Here is a 15,714-nt window from a genome sequence, read left to right as displayed (position 1 = left end):
GACAACAACAAGTCTTGCGCCTCGAAGCCTAGGCAGTATGGAAAAACAGCGTTACAATTGACAAAGATGGAATAAAGGAGGAAGTGCTATTGAAAATCGACCGTTCTATTCAATTATATAATGAAGCGTGCGATGTGATCGTGGGCGGTGTGAACAGTCCATCACGGTCTTTTCGTGCTGTGGGCAACGGCACGCCCATTTTTATGAAAAAAGCGCAAGGACCATACTTCTGGGATGAGGACGGAAACCGATACATCGATTATTTGGCCGCATTCGGCCCCATCATCTTGGGTCACGCTCATCCTGTCGTGACTGCCGCCATCATCGAAACGGCTTCTGCCGGCGTGTTGTATGGCACACCTACGCAAAAAGAAGTGCAGTTCGCCACTATGCTCCGTGAAGCGATCCCGACCATGGAACAGATTCGCTTCGTCAATAGTGGCACCGAAGCGGTGATGACCACCATCCGCTTGGCCCGCGCCTACACCGGCCGCAACAAGATACTAAAATTCGCCGGTTGCTATCACGGGCACTCCGACTTGGTGCTAGTCGCCGCCGGTTCTGGGCCTTCCACACTCGGCACGCCCGACAGCGCAGGGGTTCCCGCCAGCATCGCGCAAGAAGTGATCACAGTCCCGTACAACCGGATCGACACCTTGCAAGAAGCGCTCGACCATTGGGGCGATGAGATCGCGGCGGTCTTGGTGGAACCTTTGGTTGGCAACTTCGGCATCGTTCCGCCTAACCCTGGCTTTCTGCAAACAGTAAACAAGCTGGCTCATGAAGCGGGCGCGCTTGTGATCTATGATGAAGTGATCACCGGCTTCCGCTTCCACTACGGCGGCGTCCAAACCATGTACGGTGTCGAGCCCGATTTGACCGCCCTCGGCAAAATCATCGGCGGCGGCCTGCCCATCGGCGCCTATGGTGGCAAACGGCACATCATGGAAAAAGTCTCACCGATGGGACCGATGTACCAAGCCGGAACCATGGCTGGCAATCCTCTCTCCATCGCCGCCGGAATCGCCTGTGTTGAAACCCTCAAACAACCCGGGACTTACGAACGGCTGGATCAAATGGGCAAAACCTTGGCAGACGAGATTAAGCGCTTGGCTAAGAAACATGGCATCACGATCAGCCTGAACCGGGTAGGAGGAGCGTTCACCGTCTACTTCACCGAAGAGCAGGTGACGGATTATGAAGGCGCGAAGCGAGCTGACGGTGAGCTGTTCGGCCAGTTTTTCCGTTTGATGCTTGAAGAAGGCGTCTATTTGGCCCCATCCAAATATGAAGCTTGGTTCCTCACCACCGCCCATAGCGAAGAAGACATCCAATTCACTGTGCGCGCCGTAGAACGAGCGTTCAAAAAGATGAAACCCTCTCACTGAGAGGAGTTGCGGTGACGCAAAAAGCGCTAGCATATAAGGCAACATAGGATTAGGGCCTGCTCTGGTCGCCCTGTTAGGAGGTGTACATAATGGATCAAACGAAAACACCCTACGAAGCCATCGGCGGCGCAAAAACGGTACGCGCGATCGTGGAGGCTTTCTACCCACGAGTGCAGGCGCATCCCTTGCTGAAGCCGATTTTTCCTGAGGACATCACACCTGTGATGGAAAAACAGAGGTTGTTTCTCACGCAATTTTTGGGTGGCCCTCCCCTGTATTCGGAGAAATACGGCCATCCGATGCTTAGGGCGCGGCATCTCCCCTTCCCTATCACCCCCGCCCGCGCAGAAGCATGGTTAGCTTGCATGAGCGAAGCATTGAACGAGGCTGGGGTTCAGGGAGAAGTCCGCGATTCACTGTGGGCGCGGCTAGTTATGGCGGCGCACCATATGGTCAATACAGAAGATCAATAACCCTTGGGGACACGCCCGCAACCATCCGCGGCGTGTTCTCTTTTTATTTTCCCGCTGTTCGGCGCTGGCACACCACCATGGACGATTTTTCTCCTTTCACCTTTCCTCTGCGCTATTGCCTTTCGCACATTTCTCGGCAAGGAGACAAAATTTATCCAGTTCTTGAAGGAAATAAGTAGAAAACAGAGAATATTTTATCCCCAAACCAAACTTCTGCAAAATCGCTCAAAAAGGTGGGAATTTCATGTTTAAGAGTAGAACCCCCCAATTTTTCGACTTGAAGAAAAGAAAAATTGAGGGCAGTGTTGCTACAATTGAAAAAATCATACTGGGTGGGCAGGAGCAGACCATCATGGTTCGCGGACGGGATCAAAGCCATCCGTTGCTGTTGTTTCTGCATGGGGGACCCGGTTTTGCCCAAATTGGTTTTGCCCGCCATTATCAACAAGAGCTGGAAAAACATTTTTTGGTTGTGAACTGGGACATGCGCGGCACAGGGAAATCATTCTCCCCACGGCTGTTAAAAGCGGACATGACCATTCAGCAACATATTGACGATATATATGAATTGATTCAATACTTGCTGACTCGCTTCAACCAGAAACGCGTCTTTTTGGCTGGCCATTCCTGGGGAAGCATCCTCGGGATACTTTTCGCCCAAAAACATCCAGAGCTTCTTCACGCCTATATCGGCATTGGCCAGTTGAGCAATGTGGAAAAAGGGGAACTCATCTCCTACCAGCATGTGCTGATCCACGCGCGGCAATTGGAAAAACGGCGGGCCATATCCGCATTGCAACGGCTGGGGTACCCCCCTTACAAGCGCACACGCGACCTGTACGCACACCACAAATGGGTCTCCCGCTTCGGAGGAGATGTGAGAAAAGGGAGCATTTTCCGTTTCTTGTTGCGCGGCTTCTTTTCCACGGAATACACACTTCTCGATTGGTGGCGCTATTATAAGGGGATGCGCCTGCACATGCGCAGTATCGGTCGAGAGATTATGCGCACCAACCTCTTTGACGACGTGCAAACGCTTTCAATCCCTGTCTATTTATGCGTGGGCAAATATGACTATCTCTCTCCCCATGAATTACAACAGCGTTTTTTCGACCATCTATCCGCGCCTGCCAAGGACTTAATTTGGTTTGAAAACTCAGCTCACTGCCCCCATCTGGAGGAACCATCGTCTTTTTTGATCACGATGTTGCGAATCAAGGAAGAATTGCTTATCCATAAGCAAAAGGATCTGTTGCGGCTGAAAAGTCCCCTTGGCATCGCCCAGTCAGGTTAACCCCGTTTCAATATTCGCTCGCCGCAATAGATGGAATATTCATATCATTGCGGCGAGCCTGGTGAAACGGCTCGAACACCACCCCGAAAATCCCATCATCCCACGATTTCCCCATCAAGCTCTCTGCGCAACGCTTCCACTTGGCTATCACCTCATCCAAACATCCTCCCCGTATGATTCTATTTTTATGACTGAAAACCATGTTTCATCATCGCAATCACATCTCAAGAAGGTGCCAGAGATGGTTCTGGTTCTGGGTATTCACCCAAAAGGGTAAATATGGAAAAAAACAGCGCAAATCCCCGCCATTTCAACATCTATACCGCCATTTTTTTAAAACAATGCATAATCAGATGGAAATAGACTTTAGAAATTCAAGATTTTATGAGAAAATAGTTAGTAGAAACATGAACGTGAATCACGTTTCTCCTCTTTTGCAGATTATGGATAACTGCACCACCATACTGGAAAGGAGAGAATGATTTGAAACCAACCAAATCTTTGCAAACAGAAGACTTGCTCGTCCCTGCAGTCGAGACCGCTCCTTGTTCCATCTGTGGCAACGAAGCACGGTATGTGGAAATCAGCTTTGAATCGCCGATCTGTTCGACCGACTGCGCCAAGCGGATGTGGAAGCAATATGTAGACACCCAAGTGTCGCGCAAATACCGAACCATCGAAAGCTCGGCTTTTTTCCCTGAAACCAAATAAAACAGCGGACAGCCGATTTCGCGCAAATCTAGGCTGTGCGCTGTATTTTTTCATTGCTCGAGCGTCAATGGACCAATTCTCTTCTTTTGCAACTGCATGGCCGATTGTATCTCTGTCTTGTGATCGACAAAGAGATACTCCGGCTTGACGGTGCGTTTTTTGAGATCAACAGGCATCAACACCAGCGACTCTTTATACACATCCACCACTGCATAGGTGGCGTTTCCTTTCCGCACAACCAAATATTCCACTTGGTTGGAAGCCACCAAATATCCGCTGGCGCTGGAGACGGACATCATGATCACAATGAATAAAGCCCCTGCCGAAACCCACTGTTTGTACACTGCTAAGATAAACAACGCCGCCATAAAAAGAATGAACAAGAGCAGATAAAAAACAATCAGCAACAAAGATTGCTCCACTCGAAAATCTAGTTTTAATCCCAACATGAACCCGACCGAAAGCGGTAGCAATACCGGCAACAAATACTGGCCCGTTCGTCGCAAATGATCATGTTGCGTGAACACCCAAAACAACAAACCCACTACCACAATGCAAGACATCGCTAAAACAATGGCATTCAAACTGATGTCGGCATAAAGCGAAGGTAAACCGAAATAAGCTTTGTAGGCACTTTCCGACAAATAAGCTGCGAAGTATCCCAATCCGGTCACCGCACCCAGCCCCAGACCTTCAGACAACTCAAACCTTCTCACCACGGAAACGTCATTTAGCTCTCTCTTTCCAAACCAAGTTGACAACATGGTGTACATCCCTCAATTGTTGGTTCAAAGTGATAAGATTCACCATTTATGATAACGTTTAAATCATGCAAAATAAACGAGATTCGTACAAAACAGATCGCAATTATTTTTTAAAACCTAAGCATTCCTATACCTATACTCAAAAAAGACGCAGGATGGGTGATCACTGGACTAACGACACACACACAACCTCATATCAAGAATGCGTAACGCAAGGGCTGTTTTGACAAGCCAAATCGATTTAAAGTAGCAGATGCTAAAACGGCTAGGGTGTGTCTGGCAAATCAAGTTGGTGGGGAAGAAGCGACGGCGGAAAAACCTTTTCTCGAGGAGTGCCGATGCACAAGTGAAGCGAATGAGAAAATGGTTTTGGAGCCGCTGTCCTATTCATCAGACACTCCCTAAGCCGCGTCCCTCCATCCCGTCACCCAAGATAAACGGAGTGACACGAAAAACACCGACGGATGCGGCAATCAAAACAAAAAGCCCTTCTCGTCCGCTTTGGACGGAAGGGCCTTGATCGCTACATCAGGATGATTCCCACAGCAGAAACCACCGCAATCACAATGCCTGCAACCATAAAGATCGTGTAAAACGCGGTCCCTTTTTGATTCAAATGCATAAAGGTGAAAAGTTGCAAGAACACTTGAATCGTAGCCAAGACAAGGATCAGCGGCAGAATCATGTTCGTCGGAACAATATCATACATCACAAGAGCAAACGCTACTACCGTCAGGGCAATCATCAGCAAAAACGACAAGACGTGTTTTGTCGCGCTCTCAGGACTACCCGATGGAGCATGGTTGGATGTGTTAGGTTGCTGTGCCACCGCTTAACCCACCTTTCCGAGCAAGTATACCAAACTGAAAATGAAGACCCAGACTACGTCGATAAAGTGCCAATAAAGGCTGGATACAAACAGCTTGGGAGCCGTCTCCTTGGTGATACCCCGTTTAGCCGCTTGAATCATCAGCGTGGAGATCCAAATGATCCCGAATGTAACGTGCGCGCCGTGCGTGCCGACCAGCGCATAGAACGAAGAACCGAACGCGCTGCTCATAAACGTGTGCCCTTCATGGACATAGTGAATGAACTCGTAAATCTCCAGACCCAAGAACGAAGCACCGAGCAACACGGTAATGCCCAACCACAATTGCATCGCTTTGTAATTCAGCTGGTTCATCTTCATCATGGCCAATACGCTGGTCAAGCTACTGGTCAGCAGGATGGCCGTTGCTGCGGCAACCAATTTCAAGTCAAACAACTCTTGTCCGTCCGGGCCGCCCATCGTTTGATTGCGCAGGGCGAGATATGTCCCGAACAAGCAAGCGAACAACACCGTCTCTGCTCCCAAGAAGAGCCAGAAACCAAGCACTTTATTCTTACCGTCCAAGGTTGCCGTTTCCAGATGGTTAGGCATATTGGGGTTTGCCTTCACTTCGGTTTGTGCTGCCATTATGCCTTAACCCCCTTATTCGCTTCTTCGATTTCATGCGGTTCGATATGATAGCCGTGATCTTGATCAAACGAGCGCATAAACATAGCGATGAACACAATGATCAAGCCCAGAATCCCCATCGAATAGTCGCCGCGGGCCACGAAACCAAACCCAGAGACGAAGAATCCGATCGACATCAATAGCGGAATGAAAGATGGAGATGGCATATGAATCGAACCGAGTGGTTCAGCCGCCGGCATTTCTTTATTGCCCGCTTGCTTCTCCATAAACCATGCGTCATAACCACGAACCAATGGCAATTGTGCAAAGTTGTACTCTGGAGCTGGTGAAGAGATCGACCATTCCAACGTACGTCCGTCCCATGGATCGGCCGGAGCCTTCGCACCTTTCTTGAAGGTGATCACAATGTTGAAAACGAACGCCAACGTACCGATCACCATACCGATCGTCCCGATGGTGCTGAGCAGGTTCAACTGTTCCAGGCCCACATTGGCTTGGTAAGTGAACACCCGACGTGGCATCCCGAACAATCCCAAGAAATGTTGCGGGAAGAAGGTGAGATGGAAACCAATCAGGAACGTCCAGAAATGGATTTTACCCAACGTCTCATTCAGCATCTTACCGAACATTTTCGGCCACCAGTAATAGGCACCTGCAAAGATACCCATGACCGTACCACCAACAAGCACGTAGTGGAAGTGCGCAACAACGAAGTAACTGTCTTGATACTGGAAGTCAGCAGGTGGCAACGCCAGCATGACCCCTGTCATCCCACCCATCACGAAGGTGGGGATAAAACCTACGGCAAACAGCATAGCTGTCTTAAACCGGATTTGCCCGCCCCACATAGTAAATAGCCAGTTGAACACCTTGATCCCGGTTGGCACGGCGATGGTCATCGTCGCCACCGCGAACACCGAGTTGGACCATGGACCCAAGCCCACAGTGAACATATGGTGTACCCAAACCATGAAGCCCAAGAAGCCGATTACCACGGTTGCGAACACCATGGAGGTGTAACCGAACAAACGCTTTTTGGAGAACGTGCTGATAACTTCCGACATGATACCGAAAGCCGGCAAAATCACGATATACACTTCCGGGTGACCGAAGATCCAGAACAAGTGCTGCCAGATCACGGAGCTACCGCCCATGACGTGGTCAAAGAAGTTGGCTCCGAACAACCGGTCGAACATCAACAGCAACAGACCTACCGTCAGCGCCGGGAAGGAGAACAGGATCAGTGCTGAAGCAATAAACGAAGTCCATGTGAACATCGGCATTCTCAAGAAAGTCATGCCCGGAGCACGCATGTTGATGACGGTGACAATGAAGTTCAAACCACCGATCAACGTACCGATACCGGAAATCTGCAAGCCCAACACATAATAGTCTACCCCAGGTCCTGGGCTATAATCATTCAATGCGAGCGTGGTATAAGACGTCCACCCTGCATCAGGCGCTCCGCCAAAGATCCAGCTCAGGTTGAGAAGAAGTCCCCCTGCTGTAAACAGCCAGAAACCAAGTGCGTTCAAAAACGGAAACGCAACGTCGCGCGCCCCGATTTGCAACGGAATCACGGCATTCATCAGACCGAAAAGCAACGGCATCGCTGCCAAGAAGATCATTGTCGTGCCGTGCATGGTCAACAGTTGGTTAAAGGTATCTCCCACAAACAGGTCGTTATGCGGAACAATCAACTGCATCCGCATGAAGATTGCTTCGATACCACCGATGAGGAAGAACAAGAAACCCGAGATGAAATACATTATCCCAATCTTTTTATGGTCCACCGTGGTGAGCCAATCCCATGCTTTGCTCTTCTTGAATTTTTCGATGGCCTCCTTGTTATAGCCACCCGTTAAAATCGCCGTGATGAACAAAGCAAAGACGATTAGCACGATAAGCGTCCCCATGGTGTTCCCTCCTTCTTAAACGAGATGTTCAAAATGATTTGTTGTCAGTCAGGGCCGTAAGTCAAAAAATTACTTACGGTTCATCAGGTAATCAACCAACGCGTCCATTTCTTTCGGCTCCAAGTAGTCAATTTTCGGCATGAGTGTGCCAGGTTTGACACTTGTTGGATCTTTGAGCCATTTTTTCAAGTTCTGCTCATCATGCGGCAAAATACCAGCAATGGTCGTGCGTGTACCAAACTTGTTCAAGTCCGGGCCAATAATGCGTGGGTTGGTGCCAGCATGGCAACCCAAACAGTTTTGCATGAAGATCTTTTCGCCTTCTTTTTGGGATGCCGTTTGCGCTACGGCAGGCTTTTGCATTTGCGCTACCCATTTGTCGAAGTCAGCCTGTTCTTCAGCGATGACTTTGAAATCCATCAGAGCATGTCCTGCACCACACAACTCCGCACATTTCCCTTGGTATACGCCCGGTTTTTTCGCGTCCAGCCACATCGTGTTAACACGACCGGGAATTACGTCCGTTTTACCGCCAAGTGCGGGCACCCAGAAAGAGTGCAATACATCTTTACCATGAATTTCTAAATGAACTTTTTTGCCTACAGGAATATGTAATTCCTGAGCGGTTTTGATGTTCATTCCTTCATATTGGAACTCCCACCAATATTGATAGCCAGTCACTTTTACCTTGATGGAATCTTCTTCGCGAGGCATATCCGCCAAATCAAAGGTGTATGTCACCGTTGGCACTGCCAACACCGCCAACAAGATGATCGGTATGACAGTCCAAATGATCTCAAGAGTGTTGCTACCATGAGTCTGTTCCGGCATCACATCTATGCCTTTGCGTTTTCTAAAGCGGATAAGAACATAGATAAAGATCGTAATTACCACTGCAAAAACCCCACACATGAGGAAGAAACTCCACTTGATGAGGTCAAGTTGCTTTTGTCCCGCAGAACCGGATGGGTCCAAAACGTTTAAACTGTCATGGCCTTGGCATCCAGAGAGGACCAAAGTCGCGAGCAACAGCACTGTCAATACTCGCCACATTCCTTGTCGACTCACCACGATCAAACCTCACTTTCTGTTAACTTGACCCGCCCCAACGTAAACAGCGGGACGGATCACTGAATTCACAGTGCAAAAGAAATCTATATCAAGCTATTTATAAGCACTGTTTCTATTTTGTTAGCATTGCGATGCCTTCTGTAATGACCACATCCAACATCATGACCAAGAGAATCGTTGTCAAATAAATCAAGGAGTAGAAAAACATCTGCTTTGACCATTTTACTTGATCATCTGTATAAAACCCCTTGATAGCCAAAGCGACATACACACCACCCAGCACCAGGGCACAGATCAGATAGAACCAACTGCCGGCACCGGTCATAAAGAGCAATACGGATGATGGGATCAATAATAGCGTAAAGATCAACGTCTGTTTCTTGGTCTCCTTCAACCCTTTAACAACAGGAAGCATCGGAATGCCCGCTCGGCGATAGTCATCTTCTTTCAGTATCGCCAGCGCATAAAAGTGCGGAGGCTGCCACATAAACAGAATCAAAAAGAGCGCCCAGGCATTCAAATCAAGCGAATTGGTCACTGCGACCCAACCTAGCATCGGAGGGACGGAGCCGCACACACCGCCAATGACTGTATTCCACGTGCTTGTGCGCTTCAACCACATGGTGTAAATGAATACATAAACCCCAAACCCGACCAATGCCAAGGCAGCGCTTAAGAGATTCACCCCAAAGGCGAGCGCGAGCGTCCCTAACACAGTTAATAGGGTTCCATACCACAGGACCGTCTTCGGTTTTAGCCTTCCATCCGGTACGGGCCTAGACTTGGTACGCTCCATTAATGGGTCGATGTCACGGTCATAATAGTTATTGATCGCGCATCCGCCCGCTATGACCAATGCCGTGCCCAAGAGGGTGAACACCAGCGTGCTCCAGTCGAACAACGCAAACCTCGCCGCTAGCAAATACCCGGCAAAGGTAGCAAACAAATTGCTTTTATTGATGCCCGGTTTGGTCACTTGCACAAAGTCGCGCCAAGTTGCCCTTGAAGCCGCTTCGATCGATTCGAGAATCGGTTCAGCAGCTGATTGCTGAGGCACAGATCGTTCCACCATACAGACCTCCTTTCCAACCAAGAAACCTCGAAGCCAAGTTAAACGTTTTCACACGGACAAAAATGGTTCAAGCGCACCACTCCATGTTGTTCGTGCAGAATATAATTGGCTTTAACACACAAAAAAATGTAACCCCATAGGCTTATCGACCCTATGATATTACATTCCATTTCTCAATTATTGGGTTTGAGAAATGTCAATAGCCATGCTTGATACCATCATCATTTTAGTTGATCGCAAAGTGGGATGCAAGCGTGGGTAACAACGCGTTGAAGGCAACAAATCAATATTTACCAGTATTATTGCCTTCTTCTTGCGATTCTCTTCACAAACTTCCTTATTCAATAGTCTAATCGAAGCTCCCGGTAGAAAGTTGACATATATGTGAACAATTTTTGAGAAGCAGTCAATCGGGGGTGGAACCCGCCTTTCACTGCCGATCTCGACCCATTTTTTTCAAATTCAGCCAAGTTAAGCCAGTCCATTTGGTGAAAAAAGCTGCTCTCCATCAAAGAAAGCAGCCTGGATACATCTATTTTTCATTTTAATGCTTGCATGTATTCAGCCATTTGATCACTTCCACACAAGTGCCTGAATCTACGGGAATCTGCTTCATTTCATCCATCAGCATGCCCACATGTTGCAACCCCGATGTCTCACCGAAGGTTTGCTTCTTCCCTTTAGTGATTTCATCGAAGTTGGCGATACCGGGCCCCGCGTCCTGCACCTGCACCTTGATCCCCCGTAGCTCTTCCTCTTCTACAGCCTCAACCAAAATATTGCCATGGTCGGCATATTGAATCACATTGCGCGCCAGCTCCGAAACCGATTGGACGATGCGCGCTTGATCCAATTCATCAAAACCCATTTCACGTGCCATTTCTCGCACTTCGCTACGAATGTGCACAATATCCCACTCATAATTGATCTGGAATGTTTTACGCATGTTTTCCCTCCATCAAACCGCTTACGTCCTGTTCTGCATTGCCATTCTCCTCCGGTTTGTTTCCCAAATGCTGCACATTGAACAGCTGGGCATAGAGGCCGTTTTCTCTCAGTAGTTCTTCATGCGTCCCCCGTTCGACCACACGCCCTTGATCGACAACCAGAATCTGGTCGGCGTGGGTAATGGTTGAGAGGCGATGAGCCACAATGATGGTTGTTCGATCTTTTACCAGTCGATCTAGTGACTCCTGCACGAGGTGTTCAGATTGCAAATCAAGGGCCGATGTCGCTTCGTCGAGAATCAGGATGGCAGGATTCTTTAAAAAGACCCTTGCCAAGGCGATCCGTTGTTTTTGCCCCCCAGATAACTTCACGCCGCGTTCGCCAATCTCCGTCTGGTACCCTTCAGGCAACCCCTCTATAAATTCATGGGCATTGGCGGCGCGGGCGGCGGCCCGAATTTCCTCCTCCGTGGCGTCGATGTTGCCCATGCGGATGTTTTCAGCGACGGAACCACTAAACAAAATGTTCTCCTGCAACACCAACCCTATTTGCCCCCGCAAACTTTTTAAAGTGACTTCGCGGATATTGTGGCCGTCAATGCGAATCTCGCCCTCCGCGGTGTCATAAAACCGAGGAATCAGCGAGATGAGGGAAGATTTCCCACCCCCACTTGGCCCGACGAGCGCCACTGTCTGTCCGGGTTCGATCGTCAAATCGATCCCATCTAAAATCCAATCCTGTTCTTTGTGATATCGAAACCGCACCCCGCGAAACTCAATTCTCCCCTTCACCCTAGAGATCGGTTTCGCTCCCGGTTGATCTGTGATTTCATAGGGTTCATCCATGAATTCAAATACACGGTCCATCGAGGCGAAAGCTTGTGTCAATGTGGTTGATGAATTGACAAGGCGCCGAATCGGATTATAAATCAGCCCCATATATCCATAAAAAGCGGTCATTTCTCCAATCGTCATCGTTCCTTGAACCACAAAATAAGCGGACAGCGCAATCACAACAATCGGCGCCAAATCCGTCAAGGTGTTGATGGAGGCAAACGTTTTGGCCACCCATTTCGTGTGCGTCATCGCCTTGTCGAGAAAATGCCTGTTCCTTTTTTCAAACTGCCCCTGTTCGTACTCTTCCAAATGAAAGGCCCGAATCACGGAAACACCTTGTAGCCGCTCATGCAAATGGCCTTGCAAGTCAGCCAGCGCTTGGGAACGCTCTTTTGTAAACCGGCGCAAATTCTGGAAAAAATATTTCACGGCCACCCCATAAAACGGAAAAATGACGAGGGAGATCACTGTCATCAAGGGATCCATGTACAGCATCATCCCGATCGCGATCAAAAGGGTCGCCGAATCGAGCCAGATATTCATCATTCCCGTGATCACAAACTCTTTGGTCTGCTCCACATCATTGATCACGCGTGATATAATTTGGCCCACTTTTTGGTTTTGGTAATACCGCAATGAAAGCTTTTGAATATGGTCAAATAGTTGATTGCGGATGTCATACAACACCCTGCTCGCCGTCCACTGGGCGAAATATTGCCGATAATACTCGACCGGTACGCGCACAACGGTAAACAAAAAGAAGGCCCCGGCGATGACCCAGGCGAGTTTTTCCAACTTGTCTTGATTGGACAAATGAGAAAGCAGCAGATCATCCACCACGTATTTCAAAAGCAACGGCATCAACAACGGGATGCCGAACTTGATCATCCCGATCACCATGGTAAGCGCAATCTCTTTCCAATATGGCTTGACAAACTGGAGATAGCGCCGCATACTCTCCATCTGATTCAACTCCCGCACAATGAACATGGACTCGGTACTCATTATAACAAAGGAATGGTCGTGCATGTGAACAATGGCGGGAATGCCTACTCCTCTGTATGAACTTGTCCGTGTCGCGCAAGGTCATTGACCATTTTGTGACAAATCGACAAACAATGCCTTCGCCTTTTTTCAGTGATTGGCACCGTGGCTGGCGCGCGTAGCGGTCCCGATGTTAGAAAGTCTTCCGCCGCATGAAGAGCGGTTGTCCACCCATCCTTCTCAGCGATGCAAAAAACATCACCAATAATGACTTTCGTGCCCGGCTGGGCCGCCAATGCGTTTACATGCGAGCACGACGGACAGCGCGATTAAAACCATCGCGATCCCCATCCGCCCTATCTCTTTTGGCTTCATTCCGTCGCTTGACTCCCCCTCGCCTTAAGACCGTATAAACGGCCTGAAGACGCTTTCCCTTTCCCTACAATTACTCACATTATACCGCAACATTCCTGAATTTTCATTCAAAAAAGAAAGGCCCAAAGCTCTAAATTGAGCTCGGGCCTTTCTTTCAGTGACGGGCTTTTTCCAGCGCCGGGAGCAATTTGGGGTTGAGAATTTTGATATAGGTACCTTTCATCCCCAAAGAGCGGGATTCCACGACACCAGCGGATTCTAATTTACGCAGAGCGTTTACGATCACCGAACGGGTAATACCCACGCGATCGGCAATTTTGCTCGCAACCAGGAGCCCTTCCAGACCATCCAATTCATTGAAGATGTGCTCAGCTGCTTCCAACTCACTGAAGGAAAGGGAGTTGATAGCCAATTGCACCACCGCACGGCTGCGTGCTTCCTCTTCCACTTTCCCGGCACGTTCGCGCAGGATTTCCATCCCGACGACCGTCGCGCCGTATTCACCCAGAATGAGATCATCTTCGCCAAACTCCGTGTTCAGGCGGGACAGCACCAATGTGCCCAAGTGATCCCCACCACCGATGATGGGCACCAAAGTGGTGTACCCTTGGCGGAAAAAGTCGCTCATTTCTGTTGGGTAAGCGGTGTAAGGGCTATCAACACCCACGTTCGGCATCGTTTTGTCCACTTCCATCAGCAGTCTAGCATAATCGGTTGGGAATTCGCGGGTTTTGATGTACTGCGTGATCCGTTCGCTTTCTACCTCATGGTTGATGGCCAGACCCAACATTTTCCCTTCCGGGCTGACGATGAAGGTGTTTGCGCCGATGATGTCGCACAAGGCTTGAGCGACTTCATCGAAATCTACCAAGTGATGACCTACGTTTCTTTGAAGAATTTTCGAGATGCGGCGTGTTTTCGTTAACAGATCCATTGCTAAATGCCTCCTAGAAATTTGATACACTTTGTATGTTTATTGAGCCGTCCACATTAACGTCCGATTGGGCTCCAGGACGATCTTGTTAGGGATTCGTTAGGAAAAGCATAACAACACTTACCTATTATGCGCCATTTCATTTGGAACGCAATTTGATTTTTGTGAACAATTTTTGACTTTTATACCTATTTTAAATTATTCCCTTCATCTTGTGATTACAGCGATGCAGCCAATGAAGGGCGCCACAAAATCAATTCCACTTTTCCGTCAATCAAGGCATATGGAACCATCCCCACGCCGCTGTACCGGCTGTCCCTAGACGCATAGCGGTGACGGTTGTCCCCCATGACAAATACGGTCTCCTGCCTTACCTTGACCGGGCCAAAATCCCCATCCTCGATCATGCTGTCGATATACGGTTCTTGCACCCGTTTCCCGTTGCGGTACAAAAGGCCGTCGCGTATCTCAATGATGTCTCCCGGCTTCCCAATCACTCGTTTCACCAGATACCGATCTGGATCGGACGGATCACGGAAGGTGATGACGTCACCTACCGTCGGCTTTTCCAATAAAAATTGGAATTTGTTGATCAACAAATGATCCCCATCGTGCAAAGTCGGCTGCATGGACGTTCCGCTCACCACGGAGAGCGCAATTCCGTAGTGATTGACGGTCCAAGCAAATAGGCAGGCATATATCAACACCATCGCCCAACTGTATAGCCGTCTCACTTGCAACATTTCATTCACTCCATCAACCTTCATCTGAAGAGTCAGGTAGTGGTGACACCATATGGAGCGAATGCTAGAGTAAATGGTTCCGCACGGCGATGAACTGCATTTTTCGAATGTTCCTTCGCTCTGGCCACCTGTTCCACACTTGTTGCAGGATCATGATGCGTGGGCCGTTGAGAAAACTGCCCTTCACCAGCCCGCGGAAGCGACCCTTTCGGTTCCAATCGCGATTTTTCATCGCATGCAGCGTGTCAGGGACAGTGACGCTCCCGCCCAAACCAACCGCATGGAACCAATCAAGTTTGGAAAAGTGACAAACTGCTGATCCAGACGTCTTCCACACATCCCCATCTTTTTCTACCACTTCTGTATGATAGTTGGCAAGTATGCGTGGTACAACTTTCGGCAAAATGACGGATTTTTGCCTAACTTTTCCATTCAACTCCCGCGCCATCACGCTTCACACAATGGCATCACCAACATGCGGTGTGGTTTGACCCACAATTTGCACTCCTATTTTTCTTTATTTCCAAAAAAAGAAAAAGATAAAACACCCAAAACTCAGAATTTATCATTGAGTGCATACAAGGGTTTTTCTAAAGGTATCATAATCCGCACCGAAAAGAAAAAGAAAACCGGGATCGTTGCCCGGTTTTTTGTGACAATTGTGTGTATGGCAGGCTTAGACCCTATCAATTTCTAGGCCCGACTGTTTCAGGAAAAAGTCTACCTAAACCGCACTCTCATTCGCT

Annotated in this window: 16 protein-coding genes; 4 read left to right on the top strand and 12 right to left on the bottom strand. The window is 48.7% G+C overall.

The window, feature by feature from the left end:
• Positions 1-89: 89 nt before the first annotated feature.
• The 3 genes from QQZ12_RS15660 (at position 90) to QQZ12_RS15650 (ending at position 3,155) form a co-directional block, all read left to right on the top strand.
• Positions 90-1,388, top strand: coding sequence for a glutamate-1-semialdehyde 2,1-aminomutase (locus tag QQZ12_RS15660; RefSeq protein ID WP_284724649.1), 1,299 nt, complete (start codon positions 90-92; stop codon positions 1,386-1,388).
• Between the two features lie 89 nt (positions 1,389-1,477).
• Positions 1,478-1,861: a globin domain-containing protein gene (locus tag QQZ12_RS15655; RefSeq protein WP_102991434.1), complete on the top strand. Its 384-nt coding sequence runs from the start codon at positions 1,478-1,480 to the stop codon at positions 1,859-1,861.
• Positions 1,862-2,105: 244 nt separating this feature from the next.
• A complete protein-coding gene (locus QQZ12_RS15650; RefSeq protein ID WP_102991433.1) occupies positions 2,106-3,155 on the top strand; it encodes an alpha/beta fold hydrolase in 1,050 nt (349 codons plus the stop codon).
• A 7-nt stretch (positions 3,156-3,162) separates the two neighbouring features.
• On the opposite strand, the gene QQZ12_RS15645 is transcribed toward QQZ12_RS15650, so the two are convergent.
• Positions 3,163-3,315, bottom strand: a complete 153-nt coding sequence (locus tag QQZ12_RS15645; RefSeq protein ID WP_154987861.1) for a hypothetical protein — start codon at positions 3,313-3,315, stop codon at positions 3,163-3,165.
• A 323-nt stretch (positions 3,316-3,638) separates the two neighbouring features.
• Between QQZ12_RS15645 and QQZ12_RS15640 the strand changes: the two genes are divergently transcribed.
• The gene (locus QQZ12_RS15640) at positions 3,639-3,866 is read left to right on the top strand and encodes a hypothetical protein (protein ID WP_102991432.1); all 228 of its coding nucleotides are present in this window, start codon (positions 3,639-3,641) and stop codon (positions 3,864-3,866) included.
• A 50-nt stretch (positions 3,867-3,916) separates the two neighbouring features.
• On the opposite strand, the gene QQZ12_RS15635 is transcribed toward QQZ12_RS15640, so the two are convergent.
• The 11 genes from QQZ12_RS15635 to QQZ12_RS15585 form a co-directional block, all read right to left on the bottom strand.
• A complete protein-coding gene (locus tag QQZ12_RS15635; RefSeq protein WP_102991431.1) occupies positions 3,917-4,630 on the bottom strand; it encodes a hypothetical protein in 714 nt (237 codons plus the stop codon).
• Positions 4,631-5,153: 523 nt separating this feature from the next.
• Positions 5,154-5,459 (bottom strand): cytochrome C oxidase subunit IV family protein, encoded by a 306-nt coding sequence (locus QQZ12_RS15630; RefSeq protein ID WP_284724648.1) that lies wholly within the window; start codon positions 5,457-5,459, stop codon positions 5,154-5,156.
• A gap of 3 nt (positions 5,460-5,462) precedes the next feature.
• Positions 5,463-6,086 carry a cytochrome (ubi)quinol oxidase subunit III gene (locus QQZ12_RS15625; protein WP_022735667.1) on the bottom strand — a complete coding sequence of 208 codons (624 nt, stop codon included), beginning with the start codon at positions 6,084-6,086 and terminating at the stop codon, positions 5,463-5,465.
• Entirely contained in the window at positions 6,086-8,005 is a 1,920-nt protein-coding gene (gene ctaD / locus QQZ12_RS15620) for a cytochrome c oxidase subunit I (protein WP_284724647.1), read from the bottom strand. Before ctaD ends, QQZ12_RS15625 begins: the two co-directional genes overlap by 1 nt.
• A gap of 69 nt (positions 8,006-8,074) precedes the next feature.
• On the bottom strand, positions 8,075-9,058 hold the full coding sequence (coxB, locus tag QQZ12_RS15615; RefSeq protein WP_102991428.1) for a cytochrome c oxidase subunit II: 984 nt from the start codon (positions 9,056-9,058) through the stop codon (positions 8,075-8,077).
• 130 nt (positions 9,059-9,188) lie between these two features.
• The gene (gene cyoE / locus QQZ12_RS15610) at positions 9,189-10,148 is read right to left on the bottom strand and encodes a heme o synthase (RefSeq protein ID WP_054095615.1); all 960 of its coding nucleotides are present in this window, start codon (positions 10,146-10,148) and stop codon (positions 9,189-9,191) included.
• Positions 10,149-10,692: 544 nt separating this feature from the next.
• Positions 10,693-11,094 (bottom strand): ATP-binding protein, encoded by a 402-nt coding sequence (locus QQZ12_RS15605; protein ID WP_102991427.1) that lies wholly within the window; start codon positions 11,092-11,094, stop codon positions 10,693-10,695.
• Positions 11,087-12,895: an ABC transporter ATP-binding protein gene (locus QQZ12_RS15600; protein ID WP_102993746.1), complete on the bottom strand. Its 1,809-nt coding sequence runs from the start codon at positions 12,893-12,895 to the stop codon at positions 11,087-11,089. Before QQZ12_RS15600 ends, QQZ12_RS15605 begins: the two co-directional genes overlap by 8 nt.
• A gap of 550 nt (positions 12,896-13,445) precedes the next feature.
• Complete coding sequence (gene codY, locus QQZ12_RS15595; protein WP_022735660.1) at positions 13,446-14,225, bottom strand: GTP-sensing pleiotropic transcriptional regulator CodY; 780 nt, start codon at positions 14,223-14,225, stop codon at positions 13,446-13,448.
• A 218-nt stretch (positions 14,226-14,443) separates the two neighbouring features.
• Entirely contained in the window at positions 14,444-14,968 is a 525-nt protein-coding gene (gene lepB, locus QQZ12_RS15590) for a signal peptidase I (RefSeq protein ID WP_181353097.1), read from the bottom strand.
• Positions 14,969-15,032: 64 nt separating this feature from the next.
• A complete protein-coding gene (locus tag QQZ12_RS15585; protein ID WP_102991423.1) occupies positions 15,033-15,416 on the bottom strand; it encodes a hypothetical protein in 384 nt (127 codons plus the stop codon).
• Between the last annotated feature and the right edge of the window lie 298 nt (positions 15,417-15,714).

Origin of the sequence: Laceyella tengchongensis (assembly GCF_900182735.1) — a bacterium.
Taxonomy (GTDB): domain Bacteria; phylum Bacillota; class Bacilli; order Thermoactinomycetales; family Thermoactinomycetaceae; genus Laceyella; species Laceyella tengchongensis.
Note: the sequence above shows the minus strand (reverse complement) of the source record. Positions and strands in the feature narration are given on the sequence as shown.

Excerpts from the sequence above, each read along its gene's own strand:
- QQZ12_RS15650 (WP_102991433.1), top strand. The coding sequence starts at position 2,106 with ATGTTTAAGAGTAGAACCCCCCAATTTTTCGACTTGAAGAAAAGAAAA.
- codY (WP_022735660.1), bottom strand. The coding sequence starts at position 14,225 with ATGGATCTGTTAACGAAAACACGCCGCATCTCGAAAATTCTTCAAAGA.
- QQZ12_RS15635 (WP_102991431.1), bottom strand. The coding sequence starts at position 4,630 with ATGTTGTCAACTTGGTTTGGAAAGAGAGAGCTAAATGACGTTTCCGTG.
- cyoE (WP_054095615.1), bottom strand. The coding sequence starts at position 10,148 with ATGGTGGAACGATCTGTGCCTCAGCAATCAGCTGCTGAACCGATTCTC.
- QQZ12_RS15625 (WP_022735667.1), bottom strand. The coding sequence starts at position 6,086 with ATGGCAGCACAAACCGAAGTGAAGGCAAACCCCAATATGCCTAACCAT.
- lepB (WP_181353097.1), bottom strand. The coding sequence starts at position 14,968 with ATGTTGCAAGTGAGACGGCTATACAGTTGGGCGATGGTGTTGATATAT.
- ctaD (WP_284724647.1), bottom strand. The coding sequence starts at position 8,005 with ATGGGGACGCTTATCGTGCTAATCGTCTTTGCTTTGTTCATCACGGCG.
- QQZ12_RS15600 (WP_102993746.1), bottom strand. The coding sequence starts at position 12,895 with ATGGAGAGTATGCGGCGCTATCTCCAGTTTGTCAAGCCATATTGGAAA.
- QQZ12_RS15655 (WP_102991434.1), top strand. The coding sequence starts at position 1,478 with ATGGATCAAACGAAAACACCCTACGAAGCCATCGGCGGCGCAAAAACG.
- QQZ12_RS15605 (WP_102991427.1), bottom strand. The coding sequence starts at position 11,094 with ATGCGTAAAACATTCCAGATCAATTATGAGTGGGATATTGTGCACATT.
- coxB (WP_102991428.1), bottom strand. The coding sequence starts at position 9,058 with ATGTGGCGAGTATTGACAGTGCTGTTGCTCGCGACTTTGGTCCTCTCT.
- QQZ12_RS15585 (WP_102991423.1), bottom strand. The coding sequence starts at position 15,416 with ATGGCGCGGGAGTTGAATGGAAAAGTTAGGCAAAAATCCGTCATTTTG.